The following is a 17,840-nucleotide window of genomic DNA, read 5'->3' on the forward strand; positions in this document are numbered from 1 at the left end:
TTTAGAAAACAATTCTAGTTCATCAAAAATTGATAAGTTCATATCAAAAACACCATCCTTTCCTATGATTCTACAAAAAGAATAGCGTATTCTTTCATTTGATGGAAAGTTTGATTTGTTTTTTGACAGACTTTGCAAGGAGAGAAGTCTGTCAAAAAACAAATCAAGTTAATCAATCAACTTTTCGGTCTTACCGCATAGTAATAGATTCCGTTAGGAATACACTGATATTTCGAATCTACATATTATTTGCACCAGAACCCATATTACCATTATGATCTTAATACCATTACTATTTGGGTCCGTCCTCGGTCCCAAACCCTTATTGTAGAAAGAAAACCACCGGCATTAGACCGGTGGTTCTGACTTAGAAAGCAAAGCAAGTACAACCAATACCCCATTTAGTTCCATCTTTTCCTATTACGGTATGAGTGTGTTGATGGAGAGGGTTACTGCAACTATGTAACTTGTGATCATGGGCATCGTGAGAAAGTATATTGTGGGCTAGGTTAGCGCCACCATAACCATAAACTCCCGTCGGTGCCCAATCAGGTGATGCTGGCGGCAATTCAGGTGATAAATTTTTAAATTCGTCATTTCCATAAACAACCTGCCCACCCATAATGGTGAGTAATGATTCAAGGTCTTTGATTTCTTCTTCTGGCACAGTAAAGTAGTCAGAAGACAATACAGCAATATCAGCAAACTGACCTACTGCAAGGGTTCCCTTTTTACCTTCATCACCAGAGAACCACGCACTTCCTTTGGAATATAGTTCTAGAGCTACTTTTCTGTCAAGTTTATTCTTTTCATCGTATATCGAAAGACCACCAATGGTTTTTCCGGCAACCATCCAGTAAAGAGCAACCCAAGGGTTATAGCTGGAAACCCTGGTTGCATCACTACCGGCGCCAACAGGTATACCCAGGTCTAGCATACGATAAATCGGAGGAGTACGCTTTGCAGCTTCCTTTCCGTATAAATCAACAAAGTATTCACCTTGGAAAGCCAAGCGGTCTTGGATGGCAATACCGCCATTTAAAGCCTTAACACGTTCCATACTACGATCTGAGATTGTTTCTGCATGATCAAACCACCAGCGTAGACCATTAAAAGGAATTTCTCTGTTGACTTCCTCAAAAACATTTAAGAAACGTGTTATTGACTCGTCATAAGTTGCATGTAAACGGAATGGCCAACGGTTTTCCACCAATAGAGAAATTACTTTCTTTAAGTCAGCTTCCATCACCGTAGCTAGTTCGGGCCGCGGCATTTGAAATTTTTCAAAATCGGCTGCCGAGAATACTAACATTTCTCCGGCACCATTCATTTTATACTTATCATTTCCTTGACCCGGAGAAACAATTTTTGCCCATGAAGCAAAGTCTTCATATTCATGATTTGGATTTTGCGTAAATAGATTATACGCAATACGCAAAGTTAATTGATCCTTCTCGGCTAAATGTTCAACAACTTTGTAATCATCAGGATAATTTTGGAATCCACCACCTGCATCAATGGCACTTGTGATACCTAATCTATTTAATTCGCGCATAAAATGGCGAGTTGAGTTAATCTGGTCGTCAAAATTAAGTACTGGAGCTCTCCCCAAACTTGAATAAAGAATAGAAGCGTTAGGATTAGCAATTAAAAGACCCGTTGGATTACCTCGTTTATCCCGCTCAATTAAACAGCCTGGAGGGTCTGGGGTATCTTTTGTGTATCCCAGTGCACGCAGCCCTGCACGATTTACAAGTGCTCTATCGTAAAGATGTAGCACAAAGACAGGCGTGTCTTCAGAAACGGCATTAATCTCTTCCAAAGTTGGCATCCGTCTCTCTTTAAATTGAAATTCAGACCAACCTCCAACTACTCTTACCCACTGAGGAGCAGGTGTACGCCTTGCCTGCTCTTTAAGCATTTCCAAAGCAATAGCAAGTGATGGCACACCTTCCCAGCGTAATTCCATATTATAATGAAGACCTCCACGAATAACGTGTATATGAGAGTCATTCAGGCCTGGAATAGCTCTCTTTCTTTTAAGGTCTATTTTTTTTGTTTTTTCTGTGGCACTATCAAGAAGCTCATCTCCACCTACTGCAGTGACTAAACCATCAGTTATGGCGATAGCAGATACCTCAGGTTGAGATGGGTCAAGGGTAGTAATTTTTCCGTTATATAAGATCATATCCGGTAAATTCATGTTCACACCTCGTCTACTTCCTATTATTTTGTAACCATGGATGAAATATTTTACCGAAAATCGGCATGACTACCCATGATAGCAAGGACACTATACATACAGAAACAAAAAAAGCTGACATAATAGGATTCATATTTTTTATAATAGGTCCTATCACTCTAGGAACCAACATGCTAAGAGGCCATACACCAAGAACGGTAACAATAGACATTTTCCATTTTGGCGGTGGAACTGGCGTTTTCGGAGTAACAAACCAATAAGCCAAACTGCTTTCAGTTTTGTAAGTTGGATTAGTAGCTTGAAATTGTTCTGCCTTTTTTAACAAATCTCGACGAACAGCTGATTCTTGCCAAGCACGTAGATGCTCATACGTATCAAAGCGAAAAATAACAGTATACTCTCTGGATCCGTTATTGGGGACTATTAGATTTACGCCTAAATGCCCTGGGAATTTAGTAGCGGCAGCTTCGATTTCATGTCTCCATGTTTCAAACTGTTTTTCTCTACCTTCTTGAATATCCCATGTAACAATCGTTGTTACTGGACCGCCAGCATCAATCGTGTTCCCTGTATGAGTTTCTCCGACAGCTACTCTTTCTTGTTTCATATTTTCCTGCTTGGAAGCGCGCCATGTACCATAGTATATGCGTATTCTACGCCTTGACCATAAGCGCCAGTATGTTCTTTTACAATTTCCATTACAGCATCATAAGTGTCTTTGCGTGCCCAGTCACGTTGGTATTCAAGTAAAACTTGAATTGCTGTCACTGGAATTGCTCCAGCTTGTTCTACACGACGCATAGCAGCGTTATGTGCTGTCAAACTAGTACCACCTGAAGCATCATCAACTGCATAAACTTCATAGCCAGCTTTAATTGCTTCAAGCACAGGGAATGCAAGGCAAACTTCAGTCCAAAGTGCTGCAAATATCAATTTCTTTCTACCTGTTGCTTTAACTGCCTCAACAAATTTTGAATCTTCCCAAGAGTTCATTGAACTACGTTCTATAATTTCATGGTTTGGGAATATGTCAAGAATTTGTGGCCAAAAATAACCAGAAAAGCTGCGTGTTTCAACTGTAGTAAGAATAGTAGGTACGTTAAAAGCTTTTGCTGATTTAGCAAGCAGCATAACGTTATTAATCAATGTTTGTCTGTCAATGCTTGCAACCCCAAAAGTCATTTGAGGCTGAAAATCGATCAAAATTAATGCACTGTTCTCCGGGGTTAACAATTCTAAATTACTCATAATAAAACACTCCTTTTTTTAAATTGTTTCAAATAAAGTTTTTTGAAAAAAATATATTTTCTGTTAATTTAAGCTGTAATCGTAAAAATAAAAGCTTTGCTATACTTCTTAATTTAAAAGGGAGCGCTGATTTAATCAGCGCTAAATTTATACTATCCACTTTTTAAAAAAGTGATTTATAGCTATTTCTTAGGAATAAATTTATGCATTTTGTTTACTAAGATCTCGCTGAGCTCCCATATAGCTTCCAATAATATTTTGATAACCTGGAAGATTACTAGCAAGTAAATTGCCAAAACCTTCGACATCGTTGCGCCAATCGCGTTGTAATTCGCACGCTACGCTAAACCAGTTCATAAGTTGCACGCCACTATGTGCCATACGCGTATTGGCAGCATCTGCAACTTGTTTACTGAAAGTTCCTGAAGCATCAGTAACAGCAAATACTTCATACCCAGCTTTTATAGCGGAAAGTGCTGGGAAAGCAACGCAAACATCCGTAACTACGCCTGCGATGATAAGTTGTTTTTTTCCAGTTTCTTCGATTGCTTTTACAAAATCATCATTATCCCATGCGTTAATTTGTCCAGGTCGAGCTATTTTTGGTGCATGAGGAAAGAGATCAACCAATTCTTGCATTAAAGGTCCGTTAGGTCCGTGTTCAAAGCTTGTTGTTAAAATAACTGGTAAATCAAAAAACTTAGCAGTGTGAGCAAGAGCTAAAACATTGTTCTTGAATTCATCAACACCATAGTCGCGTACTAGTCCGGACATAAGGCCAGTTTGATGATCCACTAAAAGAACGACAGCATCATCTTTGTTAATACGAGAATAGAGATCAGACATTATGTATTCCTCCTAAAAATTAAGTAATCGAAGAAAGTTTAAACAGTGGAATATTATCATAAATTTCTTCGTTTGTTACAATCAATTTATGACTAAACTGATCGTTAATATTAATTTATCTATAAACTTATGACACGTCAATAATTTTCTTAAAAATCAGAAAAAGGATGCAAGGCTCATTTTTAAAAATTCTTGATCTTCTTTTATTAATCTAAAATAGGAGTTTTATCTATCCAATTTATAAATTGTTGTAAATAACGCTGAAGATAACGTTTTGTTTGTTCGTCAGTAAGAACTTTCTGATCGGAATCAATCTTTTCATGTACTTGGGAAATCAGAACTTTTTGAAATGGAAGAACATGGGCTTGCATGGCTTCTAGTATTTCTCTAATTTGCATTTGAGCATAAGCAGTACCTAATCCCCCAGGAGTTGCACCAATTAAACCAACCGGTTTTCTGCTAAGAACAGCAGATTCCCGAGGTCTTGATGCCCAGTCCAATGCATTCTTTAATACGCCTGGAATTCCATTATTGTACTCTGGACTTACAATAATGATACCGTCAACGTCCTGGATAGCAGATTTAAATGATGTCACTGTTTCTGGAACACTTATTTCTAAGTCTTCATTAAACAAAGGTAGATCATTTATCTCGATCCAATGAAATTGATGGGAATCATCCATCCCTGTTAATGATTGAGCAATGATTCGATTATAAGAGTTTTTTCGTAAACTACCACAAATAAGGCCTATGGTCTTAGTCATATATTTCCTCCTTTTTTATAAAATCAACCAATTATACCATGGTATACCAAACTAGTAGAAGTAGTTTTGTGTATAATTTTCAAACTATTCAATTTAATGAAGTATTTACTACAAAAGGCCTAGGATGTAAGGATTTCTCATTAGTTTTCTTATTATTGGCTCGAGTGTTACAAGCTATGACAAATGGTCTTTGTCTATATTATTTTCTCTTCCAATTACTATATATTTTTAGCATACTATTAACTATAAGGAGGGAGTGCAGAAATGGAAGAAAAGAAAGTGACGTGGTTAGAACTCTTTTATGATTTGTTATTTGTGGCCGCGGTGACAGCTGCGACTCATGTTTTACTTCATGTTGAAGATGGTCAAATCCATGCAGAGTATTTAGTAAAGTTTGTCTTAATTTTTATTCCGATCTGGTGGGCTTGGGTAGGGCAAACCATATTTGTTAACCGGTTTGGAAAAGATTTATTTCATCAACGAATATTTTTGATCCTGCAAATGTTTTTTGTCCTAATAATGACATCAAGCTTATCAGCTGATTTTGATCCTTATTATCTCTCATTTTTAATTGGCTATATTGGCTTAAGGGCCGTGACTGCAATCCAATATCTTGTTGTCCAGCGTATAGAAGAGGGAGCTCGAAAAAAGGTGGCACTTTTTTTAGGAAGATATTTTTGGATTGGAATCGTTATTTCATTATTATCCATCTTTTTTGATTCTTGGATTCGATATGCTGCGTTGTATTTGGGAATTCTTATCGATATTATTGTTCCACTGCTTGGAAGAAAGTGTTTAGAAAAGGTTCCTACAAATACAGCCCACTTGTTAGAGAGATTTGGTCTATTTTCTATTATTCTCTTTGGGGAAGCTCTTATAAGCACTCTTGTGGTCATCCAACCTAAACAAGGAAATTGGGATTCAATAAGCTTTGCAATCATTTCATTTATACTCATTATTTCGATGTGGTGGCAAGATTTCGATAACATGGAAAAGAAACTTGACAAGTCTATACAAACTTCTGGTCAAATTATTATTTACGGTCATCTGTTTATTTTAATGTCTTTGAGTATGGTTGCAGGATCCATTAGATTATTATTTTTACATGAGGTCTATTATTCTTTTATCTTATATTTTGTTTTTGGTTCTGTATTGCTCTATTTCCTATCAACTACAATTGTTTTTCATCAATACAGGTTTGAACAACACCGTTTAAAAATTTATCATTTATGCTTGTTTTTAGGGATTTTAGCAATCTTTTTTGTTTTTAATTTGATTGTAGTAGTACCAAATATTGTGATAATAGGACAATTAACCTTATTTTTTATCATCTATGCTAAATTAACAACTACATAAATAAAAGCATCAAACTATAATACTGGTTTACATGTATATATTGGTAACTTTTACATTTGGCATTAAATCTGTTTGTCCATAAATTGATTGTAACAAAATAAGAATGAGGTGATAATCATGAAGGAAAACATAACGGATCGCTCTTCAACTAAAAAAGAGGAACAACTAAGCTTATTGTTATGGTTCGGAATAACACGAGTATATAACCAAGGTAATCGAGAATCCAATCAACATTTAAAAAAATGGAATCTAACTGCAGCACAATTCGATATTTTAGTTCAAGTGGGTGCTCATGAACGATTGTCACAACAAGAACTAGCAAACAGGCTTTTTGTTACGAAAGGCAATATTACTCAACTGTTAAGTAAAATGGAAGAGTTGGGATTGATAAATCGGGAACAGGACTGGAAAACAAAATATCTTTCATTGACTGAGGAAGGAAAAGAGTTTTTTTATGAAGTTATTTGGAAACAAGAACAATTTCAAGCATCACAATTTTCCAACTTGACTTACAAGGAAAAAAAACAGCTTCTATGTTTACTTAGGAAAATTCAAAAACCATAGTAGGTAATCACATATTAGCACTAATGGTAAAAGCGCCTGTAAACTTAAAAGCATTTTTCAATTTCAGTTAATTGGCAAAAAGTAGTTTTGTTGCCAATTTATCTACTTCTCTGATTGAATAAAGGTGATTCTTTTTGCTACTTCCAATAGCAATACCTAATTCAAAATGGCTCCCTGGTAAAAAGCACAATAATCCGCCTCAACTATAGCTTTTTTCTCCTTCTGACCTATTTCAAATAAACAATCGGAAAGCATATACCATTAATACTCACTTTGATATCCAAAATGCTGGGCGATCCCCCTTTATTATCTTAATGTTTTTCGAAAGGCTAATAACCAACTTAATAATGGATATTGTCAATAATTTTCATGATTATGTTTTTAATAAAATTAGAGCTCCAATATTAATAGAAAATAATAAACTTCAGAAAAAGGAAATAACACCCTTTAAGTCGTATATACAATTAGCGACAATTTGGCGATGCTTTTTTTAGGTTAAATGTCTAACCAGAAATAAAAATAGGAGTGAAAATAAAATATTTTAAATGTTTTAGAGTAAAGAGTTTTTTTGATCAGAGAGGCAAGAATATAGGTTTAATAATTAAAATTCATGGGGAGGAAATTTATATGGCAAAAGTTACTGTAGGTAATGAAAATCAAGATCCAGTTGAACTCTATTATGAGGACCACGGTTCAGGGAAACCCGTTGTCTTAATACATGGTTGGCCTTTAAGTGGGCGCTCTTGGGAATATCAAGTACCAGCTCTTATTGAAGCAGGTTACAGAGTCATAACATATGATCGTCGAGGCTTTGGAAAATCATCTCAGCCGTGGGAAGGATATGAATATGATACCTTTACTTCTGATTTACATCAACTATTAGAACATTTAGATCTTCAGAATGTCACACTTGTTGGTTTTTCTATGGGTGGAGGTGAGGTAGCTCGATATATTAGTACGTATGGAACAGATCGTATTGAAAAGGCTGTTTTTGCTGGAGCAGTTCCTCCTTATTTATACAAATCAGAGGATCATCCTGAAGGGGCATTAGATGATGCAGCAATTGAAGAATTCAAAAGTGGCGTGATAAATGACCGCCTTGCATTTCTTGATGAATTTACTAAGGGATTTTTCGCGGCTGGTAATCGAACAGATTTAGTTAGTGAGCCATTTCGTTTATATAATCGGGATATTGCAGCTAGTGCATCACCTAAAGGAACGCTCGATTGTATTACTGCCTTTAGTAAGACAGATTTTAGAAATGACTTGGAAAAGTTCAATATACCTACTCTTATTATTCACGGTGACTCGGATGCAACTGTACCTTTTGAGTTAAGTGGAAAACGCACATATGATTCCATTCCTGGTAGTAAACTCGCTCTAATACAGGGTGGTCCTCATGGATTAAACGCAACTCATGCAAAAGAATTTAATGAAGCATTATTAACATTTTTAAAAGACTAATCTTTGAGGAACTACCGGAGGCGGTTCAACAGCAATATCAAGAATAATAACACGAATTTATCGATTAGGGTTTTCCAAAAAGAGTAGCGCTATGCTTAATCTTTGGGAAAACCTTCTTTACAGAGGGTTTTTTAGGTCTCTTAGGGGTATCGCTACAGCGCTATCAAGTTAAGAAATACATTCTTCCCCAAAACGAAAAAAATGAACTGAACTTCTATGGACAACTATGAAAGGATGAAATTTTCGTTTTGGGGATAATTCAAAATCTTAGGTTGATGGGCATGGGGTAGCACTACATCACCATCAAGCTAAGAAAAGCAAATACCCCCAAAGTGAAAATTTTATATCTCTATGGTTAATTAGATCTTAGTTATTTTAGAAACCCTAAGTTTCTTCAGTTCAAGATAGAAGCTCTTCTCAAAAAAACAGAGTTCTTAAGATAAGCATCTTAAGAACTCTGTTTTTTAATTCAGCATGGAGAGCATAATTTTTTCTAATTCAGTTTTGTTTAAAATACTGCTGAAGATTACAATTTGATACGCGCTTTTCCCATCTTTTATCGAAACAATCATCTTCATTCCTTTTACATTACTATCACTGGACTTACCAAAGATCACTTGGTTCCCCCCCAGCCTCTCCATACCTTTTACAAACTCTAGTTCATACTCTTCAAACATATGGAAACCTTTTCCATTCTAAGGATCTGCTTTCGTTCCTAGGACTTCTGATTGTTCGATGACGATTTGACCAGCGGCCCCATCTTCATATTCAGTTCTAACTACAGGTTTTGGTTTTCCTATTGTAATGTTTGAGTCAACCTGTTCTTTCACTGGATGGTATATTCTGGAATATAATTAATGAGTTTGTATTCACTGAAACACGGTATATTTGCATTTAATCCTAGTAGTAATCAAATTAGATTCTATAAGAAGGAAAGAGGCTGTTTGGTTATGAAATATACAATAAATAGCTTAGGTAAATGATTGAGATGATTAAAGTATTCACAAGTTAATTACAATTGTAAATTGAAGGTTAAGGAAGGTTTTAACAAAATAATCCTTTTAATAGAAAGCGAGGAATAGTAATGGGCTTAGGAAACCGAAGAATGACATTCGAGATGCTTATCAATCTATCGAATGAAATGTATCAACGTGAGGGAGTGGCGCTTATAAACAAGCGTCCAACTCTTGTGAAGGCGTTAAAATAAAAAATAATACCGTTTGGAATAGTGTGAAGAAAACATTGCAGAAAAGGGCAGAAGCATTCCGTTTTAGGTAATGAAAGCTCTTGCTATAACAGTATCAAAGGATATTTTTTTAGGATAATCACAGTAAAAGCATCCAAAACGGGTACTTTTTTCTTTGTTATATAGAAATTACACAATAAACTAGTGAACATTCGAATGAGACAAGCATATGATAAATCCGTGGGACAAGTTATCATATGAGGTGAAACTTGGAGCACCATACTTATTTTTGAGAGTACCTAATGGCGAGTACTCTTTTATGTTGCACTTATTGATAAGGAAGAGCATAAATTGAAGTATAGGACAAGCTAACCGCTTATTCTATTCAGTAATCACTCTATTTATCACGTCGAGAGCATCCACTGAATTGGGTGCTCTTTTTCACATATTAAAGTGGACAAGCATATACTGCTTGTACCTCATTAACTTTAGCTGCTCTATCTTTTGTTAATGAGGATTCTCGCAATCCCTCGAAGGGCGCTCGCGGAAACGGGTGCTCTTTTTTTATTGAATAAAATAGACATTTGAGTGAATATCAGAAGTTGTTTATAATGTAAAAATATAGAAGATATTTATTAGCATTAAATTTCATCTAAGGGGAATCAACAAATGCATAACGAGAAGGAATAGACCTTGCTAAACAACGCAGCGTATATAAGGGAAGACCTAAGAAGTACGGTAATAAAAATCCTAAAATGAAGCATGCTTTAGAGCTGCTTGTAAATTGTGAAGAGAAAGGTGATTACAAACAAGCCTACTCTGTATTAGAAAATGAAGTTGTAAAAGAAAATGAACTGAACGCTATTGTAGCTGAACGTGGTGGGGAAAATTATTATGTTATGGCACGCATACTTAAAATTTTTAAAAAGGACACAGAGAGTATGGATAGTCTGTTTACAAAACTATCAAATGTTAGCATACAATAAAATTTCTCTATCTATAAATAAGTCATACTTTAAATTAAGGAGATTTAAATATGGAAATGATAAATAGAATTCTAAGTGATTTTGCAAAGGTTAATGAATATGATGGCGTTGGTAATGTTTATAGACTATATCTTTTATCAGAAAACACACAAGAAGATATATGTGAACTTATAAAAAAAGATTTAAAGACTACTAGTAATGACACAATAAAACCTATACAGTTGAAAGAATGGGAGCAGGATTTTCTTTCTTGTGAATTCCCCGGAAGTGAAGAGTATTGGTTTGGAACAATACCAAGCGGATATGATTTAAAAGGATTAACACCGAAAGAATTTATAGTAGAACGGCTTTTGCATACATTTGAACAGGGAATCGAAGCCGTTTATTGGGTTGAATTAGATATAGGCGATTATTACGCTTGTAGTTATGAAGATTATGTCTTTAAAACCAATAAGGGGATATATTACCTTTCTATGCAAGTACATGATTAAAAGATAATATATCTTACGTACATAAAGACGAGACTCCTATATAAGTTTTAAGCATACAACTATTTAGAGTTAGTACCCCCCTTTTATATGTATGGAGTTAGTATAGTCATATGGACACAACTTAGTTAAGTCCTTACAATGGATTTCAAGGAGGAAGTGTCCGTATGGCAAACAAGAAATTTAATGAAGAATTTAAAAAGATGGTTGTTGAATTATATCATTCAGAACGATCTGTGAAAGAACTAAGCAGCGAGTATGGTGTATCAGAAGTAACAATTTATAAATGGATTAAAAAATATTCTCCTATCCCAACGATTGATGAGGAAGAAATGACGTTAGAAGATCTGAAACGAATGCAGAAAGAAATGCTTCGTTTGAAAGAGGAAAATGAGATTTTAAAAAAGGCTATGGCCATATTCGCGAAAAAATAAAAGATATAGAATTACATCAATTTATCGATTGTCAAAAAGAAACACACTCAGTTCATATGATGTGTCAAACTCTTGGAATAGCGAGAAGTTCATATTACCAATCTCAGTACAAAACAGAGTCAAAACGTAGTCGTGAAAATAAAGAATTCACCCAGAAAATTATACAAATTCATCAAGATAGTGGAGAACGTTACGGTGCGCCCAAGATTCACAAAACACTATTGGAACAAGGATTACAACTAAGTATCAAGCGTGTACAACGGATTATGAAGAGAGAAAATATCCGTTCCCATATCTTAAAAAAATATAAACCACATTCATCAAAATCAGCTGTAGAAGAACGTACAAATCTATTAGAACAGGACTTCTCCACAACGACAATAAATGAAAAGTGGGTAGCGGATATTACGTATATTCACACAAAAAAAGATGGATGGTGTTACTTGGCATCTGTGATGGATTTGTATTCTAAGAAAATTATTGGTTATTCATTTTCACGGAATATGACAACGAACCTTGTAGTAAAAGCATTAGAAAACGCTTACTATATACAAGAACCATCAGAAGGTCTCATTTTACATACTGACTTAGGAACACAATATACAAGTCAAGAATTTCAAAGTCTACTCGCGAATTACAACATAAAACCCTCTTTCAGTAAGAAAGGATGCCCGTATGACAACGCTTGTATCGAGTCGTTTCACGCCATTTTAAAGAAAGAAGAAGTATATCGCACACAATATGGTACATTTGAACAGGCGAATCTAGCATTATTTCAATATATTGAGGGATTTTATAATCGCAAGCGAATTCATAGTAGCATTGGTTATAAAACTCCCCAAGCAATAGAAGATCTAGCAAAAAAGGTAGCTTAGATTTAACTTTTTTGTGTCCAAAATATTGACTCAAATCCAGTACTATAAGGTAAGTAATAAATACATATCAATTTGCTTAGTGATGATGAATAAGGTTTAAATTTGAATCAATATATAGATGAATAATATATAAAGGAGCTCAATCTCAATGGCAAGAAAATTATTGACACAGAGGTTTCCTCTTTTAATTCCTATTAGACTCAGTCAACGTAGGCTGTTTAAAAAAATAAGTGACCGTCTTGAAGGTCATAAATTTCCAAAAACATTTGAGCAAAATCCATTACCTTACAGGATTTATAAACATAAATCTTTGCTTATTAGAAAGTTAGGTGATACGGATATACAGCTGCAATATAACAAAATCACCAATCTAAAGCTAGCCATCAGCAAAATAAACCAGGTTGTAATTAAACCGGGAGAAACATTTTCATTTTGGCATCTTGTTGGTAATTCCAGTGAAAAGGCTGGATATAAAGAAGGAATTATTCTAATGAATGGCGAAGCGATAAAGGGAATAGGCGGTGGTCTCTGTCAGTTAGGGAATCTTCTCTACTGGATGTTTCTTCATTCAGAGTTGGAAACAGTGGAAAGATATCGTCATAGTTTCGATCCATTCCCTGACTATGGACGTGTGATTCCATTTGGAACAGGCGCCACTTTGATGAATGGTATTATTGATCTCAAATTGAGAAATAATTCAAATATTTCCTATCAAGTCAATCTACATCTTGACGAAGAATACATCTACGGAGAAATTAGGGCATCCCAGTATCCTCCATATAAGTATTCTATCGTTGAAGAAGATCATCGTTTTGTAAAAAAAGCAGATGGTCAAGTATACAGACAAAATAAAGTTTATAAAAAAATAGTTGATCGTGTCACAGGTAACTTAGTTGACAAAGAAATAGTCATGGAAAATGATTGCTTAGTAAAATATGAAGTAGATGATGAGAAAATTGAGGGTTCGACTCAAAATTAAATTCTTTTTATTCAAGCTCTTGTATTACCGTACAACAAAGTATTAAACTATTAAAAAATAGTTGTAGACTCAAAGTGCTTTCTGTACATGAAAGCACTTTTTACTAACTTTCAATTGTTTTTTGAAGAGACATATTCAGTACAAAATCGCGAATTACATTCTTAAATTCTCCTTGATTTTCTAAGTAAGGATGGTGTTTAGCTTCTAAGATAGCAATGGACATATTAGGGAACTTAAATTTCTTATAATGATCTGGTCCGATAGCATCATCATATGTTCCACTTATTACAAGGGTAGGTACAGAAATTTCACTTGTGATTTGAGTATAATCTTTAAAGAATTCAGGGGATGAGTGTACATAGTTACGAAAATCAGGGCGATGTTTCAGTTCTTTATCTAAGTCTTCGAAGATTTTATGCCTTTTTCTATCTATGAACTGTAAATCGTAATATTTCCCCATTTCTAGCAACTTTTCAGCCATTACAAAGAAATCTTGATAGAAAGACTCAATAGACTCATAAGTATCCAAAACAGTTTCTTTCCCTAACCATTTTCGTCCTATGTTCATTTGATGCAGGTTTGACTCCCGTTTGTTTAGTGTACAGTTAATCAAGATTAAACTTAAGACACTGTTAGGGTATTGCTTAGTGTAGTTACTAGCTAAAATACCACCAAATGAGTGACCCATTACAATCCATTTATCTATATTTAATTCTTGTCTTATCTCCTCAAGATCTAAAAGTAACCTTCTTAGTGAGTAGTCTCCCTCTGGAGCAAGTGAAGAGCGACCACAACCTCGTTGATCAAGATAATGCATTTCCATAAAGTTTTCTAAAAGAGGACCACCTGTTTGTTCAAAAGGATAACTCCAATAACCTGGTCCCCCATGTAAGAAAATGCAAGGTATTCCTTGTCCACTTTTACTTATATGTAAAGTAACACCATCACTTGTCATTACATTTTTCATTTATGAATCCTCCTTAAGATAAACTTTTCATTATTAATAGTTCGCGATTACTCATTAAAAAGCCTATTTTAAACGACTTGTATATCGTATTCACGTCAGGTTAACATAACACATTATTTTATGTAGTAAACAAAGAAGATACTTTATTACTCCTCAAAGATTCCATTTTCCCTTTTGAAAGTTTTATGTAAGTATAAATACATATTTGTTTTATAAAGTATGTTTTCTAATAATTGTCCTTATTTCCTGTATGAAATCGTATATTTCTTTTACGCCCAAAGATGTTTCTCAGGCAACCCTGTTCGTTTAGTTACTCGAATAGCTTCAACTTAGGCTTGCTTAGGATGTTCAAAGACTCTTAAAATGAGATTCAAAGATACTACATCAAAAGGTTCAGCAGGAAATTGTGATTGCTCTGCATTCACTGGTAGAAGTGTAATAGGTTTTCCATGTGTTTTTGTTTAACATATCTTGTGAGAGGTCAATGCCTTTAATATGGACATCTGAAGGTAGAAAACGAAAGTCTTCTCCGGTTCTTACGCCAACAAATAAAAGATGTTGTTTTGATTTGAGAGGAAGAAGAGAAAAAGATCTCTCCCTTGCATTTATAAATAATTTGTTTTGCATTATGCAATAATGAATTACAGAACCAATTATATTTATAACTTTAAATTTTGAAAGATTGTAAGTTAATAAAAATAAGTGTAGATGTAGAATAAAGTCATGATGTTTGTAAAAAAGCTGTATGAATGGTGTTTGAAACCATACCACTAGTTAAAGAAAATACATATGTGGTGGACCTTTTGAGATAGATGGAATTATGTGAAAATGATAGTAAGGGGGCAAGGCAGTGTTTAATGATTTTAAGTTTGTAGATAATCGTCCAGTTTATATCCAATTAAAAGATCATTTGAAAAAAATGATTATGAAAGGCCAACTATTGGAGCATCAGAAGCTCCCATCTACCCGAGAATTAAGCAAATTATTATCGGTTAGTAGAACGACTATCCTTACCACTTACGCAGATTTAGAGCAAGAAGGCCTAATTTATGCGGTAAAGGGAAAAGGGAATTTTGTCGGGAAAGTCGATGCATCTAAAACGCCGTCTATTGAACTAAATTGGGAAGAAAAGCTTAATGAAGTGACTTTTCAAGCTGATGAATTGGATTTAATGAAGCACGGTGTTCGCTGGGAAAAAGGTATGATTTCATTCAATAGCATTGCCCCAGATGAAAAGCTTTTTGATGTCGAAAATTTTAAACGAGCTTTTTTGACGAGGTTATCCAATGAAGGAGATATCATTTTGAACTACGGATATGCCAAAGGTTATAGACCTTTAATTCATTATCTTCTTCATTACATGGAAATGAAAGGAGTAGACATTTCCAATAAAGATATTCTCATCACGAACGGCTTCACTGAGGGGCTTGATATTTTATTGTCTTCCCTAGCTAAAAAATCAGGGCGTATTATTTGTGAAAATCCTACCCATCATACAGCATTAAAGCTGTTTCGATTACATGGATATGAAATCCATGGGATAGAGATGAAGGATGATGGGATTGATATTGGGAAAGTTGAGAAAAGTTTATCTGAAACAGATTTTGATTTTGCCTATCTAATTCCCTCCTACCATAATCCTACTGGGATTGTCACCTCCTCCGAAAAAAGATCTGAAATGATGAAGCTTTTTTCAAAATATAAAATTCCAATTGTAGAAGATGGCTTTAATGAGGAGTTGCGTTATTCAGGTTCACATTTAGCGCCGTTATTGACCTTTTCTGGACCCGGGAACAATGTTATTTATATTAGCAGTTTTTCAAAAGTTCTTTTCCCGGGCTTACGTGTCGGTTGGATTTTAGCGGATAAGAAATTAATCCACTACTTGGAAAGTATGAAAAGGGCACGTAATATTCATACGTCCACATTGGATCAGGCTGTATTGTATCAATATTTACAAGATGGTTATTTTGAAAAATATTTGAAAAAGGCTAAGTCTATTTATAAGAAAAAATATGAACTAGCACTTCGTTCTTGTAATCAATATATTCCATTTAAAAGAATGACTGGAGATGGAGGACTTCATCTTTTTATAGAGTTAGAAGAAGGAATACATGCACGTACACTTTTGAAAAAATGTTATGAAAAAGGAGTTGTTTTTTCTCCTGGAGATGTCTTTTACACAGATGAAAAGGGAAGTAATACGTTTCGGTTAGGATTCTCTCGATTAAAAGAAGAAGATATTCTCAATGGAATTAAGATAATCGGTGATACGTTGAAAAATGAATATGAGGAGTTGGAAAAATGAAAGTTGGCGTTATTATGGGAGGCGTGTCCTCTGAAAAACAAGTGTCCCTCATGACGGGGGAAGAAATGATTGCGCATTTGGATAAGAGTAAGTATGAAATAGTGCCTATTACATTAAATAATAAAAAAGAGCTTGTTGAAAAGGGAAGTAATGTTGATATTGCATTGTTAGCACTTCATGGAGAATATGGGGAGGACGGTACGATTCAGGGTACACTGGAAACGCTAGGTGTTCCATATACCGGAAGTGGCATGCTATCAAGCGGTATTTGTATGGATAAAAATATTTCAAAAAAAATGATTCGTTATGAGGGTATTCAAACACCAGATTGGATTCATCTTTCAAATAGGGAAGAGCTTCAGTTTGAGGAAATAGATAAAATGGGGTATCCGTTAGTGGTAAAACCAAATTCAGGTGGTTCGAGTGTAGGGGTAAAGATTGTATATGATAAGGAGTCTTTACTTTCTTCTCTTGAAGATGTATTCAAATGGGATGCTGAAGTAGTGATTGAAAAATATATAAAGGGCGAAGAAATTACATGTTCTATTTTGGATGGAGAGCTTTTACCAATCATTTCGATTCAACATACGGCTGAAATTTTTGATTATCATGCGAAATACGATGATGTTGCTACGATTGAAGAGGTTGTAGAACTTCCGGTTACAACACATGAACGTGTAACTGAAGCTGCAATGACTTGCTATAGAGCATTAAAATGCAGTGTATATGCTAGAGTGGATATGATTATAAAAGATGGAATCCCGTATGTGATGGAAGTGAATACATTGCCGGGGATGACAAAAAATAGCTTGCTGCCTAAAAGCGCCCATGCGGCGGGAATCTCTTATAATAAACTGCTGGATATGATTATTGAAACCTCCTTACAGGTTAGAAGGAGCGAAGGTTTTTAATAGCGTTAATACTGTTTAAACGCGATTTATAAACTGAAAATTACGATAAAATTATTATTTTTAGTTACTCAGTTTATGTAGGTCCATGTGGATACAAAAAGTTTCTGATAGTTGTATGAACAAAAAAGTATCTCGTTTTTTCTATCATTCGCTAAATATATAAGATTATTGAAAAGGATAATAAATAAAAATTCTATGCTCATATATTTTTTCTAACACGTAAATCGGATGACGGTGTAGTTAATTTAGAAATTGTACCGA

Annotated in this window: 15 protein-coding genes and 3 pseudogenes; 11 read left to right on the forward strand and 7 right to left on the reverse strand. The window is 34.8% G+C overall.

Annotation, left to right across the window (positions count from 1 at the left end; all coding sequences use genetic code 11):
• Positions 1 to 126: 126 nt before the first annotated feature.
• Positions 127 to 201: pseudogene (locus tag Y7E_RS35030) on the forward strand (IS6 family transposase); the annotation flags it as partial.
• A 166-nt stretch (positions 202 to 367) separates the two neighbouring features.
• Here the strand turns inward: Y7E_RS35030 and Y7E_RS0112700 are convergent.
• The 5 genes from Y7E_RS0112700 to Y7E_RS0112720 form a co-directional block, all read right to left on the reverse strand.
• The gene (locus Y7E_RS0112700) at positions 368 to 2,203 is read right to left on the reverse strand and encodes an amidohydrolase (RefSeq protein WP_026049196.1); all 1,836 of its coding nucleotides are present in this window, start codon (positions 2,201 to 2,203) and stop codon (positions 368 to 370) included.
• 13 nt (positions 2,204 to 2,216) lie between these two features.
• Positions 2,217 to 2,810 carry an antibiotic biosynthesis monooxygenase gene (locus Y7E_RS0112705; protein WP_017151635.1) on the reverse strand — a complete coding sequence of 198 codons (594 nt, stop codon included), beginning with the start codon at positions 2,808 to 2,810 and terminating at the stop codon, positions 2,217 to 2,219.
• Complete coding sequence (locus Y7E_RS0112710) at positions 2,807 to 3,451, reverse strand: hydrolase (RefSeq protein ID WP_017151636.1); 645 nt, start codon at positions 3,449 to 3,451, stop codon at positions 2,807 to 2,809. The genes Y7E_RS0112705 and Y7E_RS0112710 overlap by 4 nt, the downstream gene beginning before the upstream one ends.
• Positions 3,452 to 3,652: 201 nt before the next feature.
• A complete protein-coding gene (gene ycaC / locus Y7E_RS0112715; RefSeq protein WP_017151637.1) occupies positions 3,653 to 4,297 on the reverse strand; it encodes an isochorismate family cysteine hydrolase YcaC in 645 nt (214 codons plus the stop codon).
• A gap of 206 nt (positions 4,298 to 4,503) precedes the next feature.
• Positions 4,504 to 5,061 (reverse strand): NADPH-dependent FMN reductase, encoded by a 558-nt coding sequence (locus Y7E_RS0112720; RefSeq protein WP_017151638.1) that lies wholly within the window; start codon positions 5,059 to 5,061, stop codon positions 4,504 to 4,506.
• A 264-nt stretch (positions 5,062 to 5,325) separates the two neighbouring features.
• Here Y7E_RS0112720 and Y7E_RS0112725 point away from each other — a divergent pair, with 264 nt between their 5' ends.
• The 3 genes from Y7E_RS0112725 to Y7E_RS0112735 all read left to right on the forward strand — a co-directional run bounded on the left by Y7E_RS0112725 (position 5,326) and on the right by Y7E_RS0112735 (position 8,445).
• The gene (locus Y7E_RS0112725) at positions 5,326 to 6,417 is read left to right on the forward strand and encodes a low temperature requirement protein A (protein WP_017151639.1); all 1,092 of its coding nucleotides are present in this window, start codon (positions 5,326 to 5,328) and stop codon (positions 6,415 to 6,417) included.
• A 117-nt stretch (positions 6,418 to 6,534) separates the two neighbouring features.
• The gene (locus tag Y7E_RS0112730; RefSeq protein ID WP_017151640.1) at positions 6,535 to 6,981 is read left to right on the forward strand and encodes a MarR family winged helix-turn-helix transcriptional regulator; all 447 of its coding nucleotides are present in this window, start codon (positions 6,535 to 6,537) and stop codon (positions 6,979 to 6,981) included.
• A gap of 627 nt (positions 6,982 to 7,608) precedes the next feature.
• On the forward strand, positions 7,609 to 8,445 hold the full coding sequence (locus Y7E_RS0112735) for an alpha/beta fold hydrolase (RefSeq protein WP_017151641.1): 837 nt from the start codon (positions 7,609 to 7,611) through the stop codon (positions 8,443 to 8,445).
• 464 nt (positions 8,446 to 8,909) lie between these two features.
• Here the strand turns inward: Y7E_RS0112735 and Y7E_RS34330 are convergent, their stop codons facing one another.
• The gene (locus Y7E_RS34330) at positions 8,910 to 9,122 is read right to left on the reverse strand and encodes a hypothetical protein (protein ID WP_017151642.1); all 213 of its coding nucleotides are present in this window, start codon (positions 9,120 to 9,122) and stop codon (positions 8,910 to 8,912) included.
• A 407-nt stretch (positions 9,123 to 9,529) separates the two neighbouring features.
• On the opposite strand from Y7E_RS34330, the pseudogene Y7E_RS31670 reads away from it, so the two are divergent.
• The 5 genes and pseudogenes from Y7E_RS31670 to Y7E_RS0112770 all read left to right on the forward strand — a co-directional run.
• Positions 9,530 to 9,649 (forward strand): annotated as a pseudogene (locus tag Y7E_RS31670) (Holliday junction resolvase RecU); the annotation flags it as partial.
• Between the two features lie 659 nt (positions 9,650 to 10,308).
• Positions 10,309 to 10,617 (forward strand): annotated as a pseudogene (locus Y7E_RS34335) (hypothetical protein); the annotation flags it as partial.
• A gap of 50 nt (positions 10,618 to 10,667) precedes the next feature.
• The gene (locus tag Y7E_RS0112755; protein WP_017151645.1) at positions 10,668 to 11,108 is read left to right on the forward strand and encodes a C-type lectin-like domain-containing protein; all 441 of its coding nucleotides are present in this window, start codon (positions 10,668 to 10,670) and stop codon (positions 11,106 to 11,108) included.
• 164 nt (positions 11,109 to 11,272) lie between these two features.
• Positions 11,273 to 12,414, forward strand: a protein-coding gene (locus Y7E_RS0112765; protein ID WP_087957865.1) for an IS3 family transposase whose coding sequence is annotated in 2 segments (ribosomal slippage) — positions 11,273 to 11,504 and positions 11,504 to 12,414 — 1,143 coding nt in all. Because the reading frame shifts where the segments join, the coding sequence is not laid out codon by codon here.
• 148 nt (positions 12,415 to 12,562) lie between these two features.
• A complete protein-coding gene (locus tag Y7E_RS0112770; protein WP_017151647.1) occupies positions 12,563 to 13,393 on the forward strand; it encodes a VanW family protein in 831 nt (276 codons plus the stop codon).
• A 103-nt stretch (positions 13,394 to 13,496) separates the two neighbouring features.
• Here Y7E_RS0112770 and Y7E_RS0112775 read toward each other — a convergent pair whose 3' ends face one another.
• Complete coding sequence (locus Y7E_RS0112775) at positions 13,497 to 14,360, reverse strand: alpha/beta fold hydrolase (protein WP_017151648.1); 864 nt, start codon at positions 14,358 to 14,360, stop codon at positions 13,497 to 13,499.
• Positions 14,361 to 15,210: 850 nt separating this feature from the next.
• Between Y7E_RS0112775 and pdxR the strand changes: the two genes are divergently transcribed.
• Together pdxR and Y7E_RS0112785 are read left to right on the forward strand one after the other, a co-directional pair.
• Complete coding sequence (pdxR, locus tag Y7E_RS0112780) at positions 15,211 to 16,668, forward strand: MocR-like pyridoxine biosynthesis transcription factor PdxR (protein WP_017151649.1); 1,458 nt, start codon at positions 15,211 to 15,213, stop codon at positions 16,666 to 16,668.
• Positions 16,665 to 17,579, forward strand: a complete 915-nt coding sequence (locus Y7E_RS0112785) for a D-alanine--D-alanine ligase (protein WP_017151650.1) — start codon at positions 16,665 to 16,667, stop codon at positions 17,577 to 17,579. Before pdxR ends, Y7E_RS0112785 begins: the two co-directional genes overlap by 4 nt.
• The last annotated feature ends 261 nt before the right edge of the window (positions 17,580 to 17,840 follow it).

This window comes from Bacillus bingmayongensis, assembly GCF_000299035.1.
Lineage (GTDB): Bacteria > Bacillota > Bacilli > Bacillales > Bacillaceae_G > Bacillus_A > Bacillus_A bingmayongensis.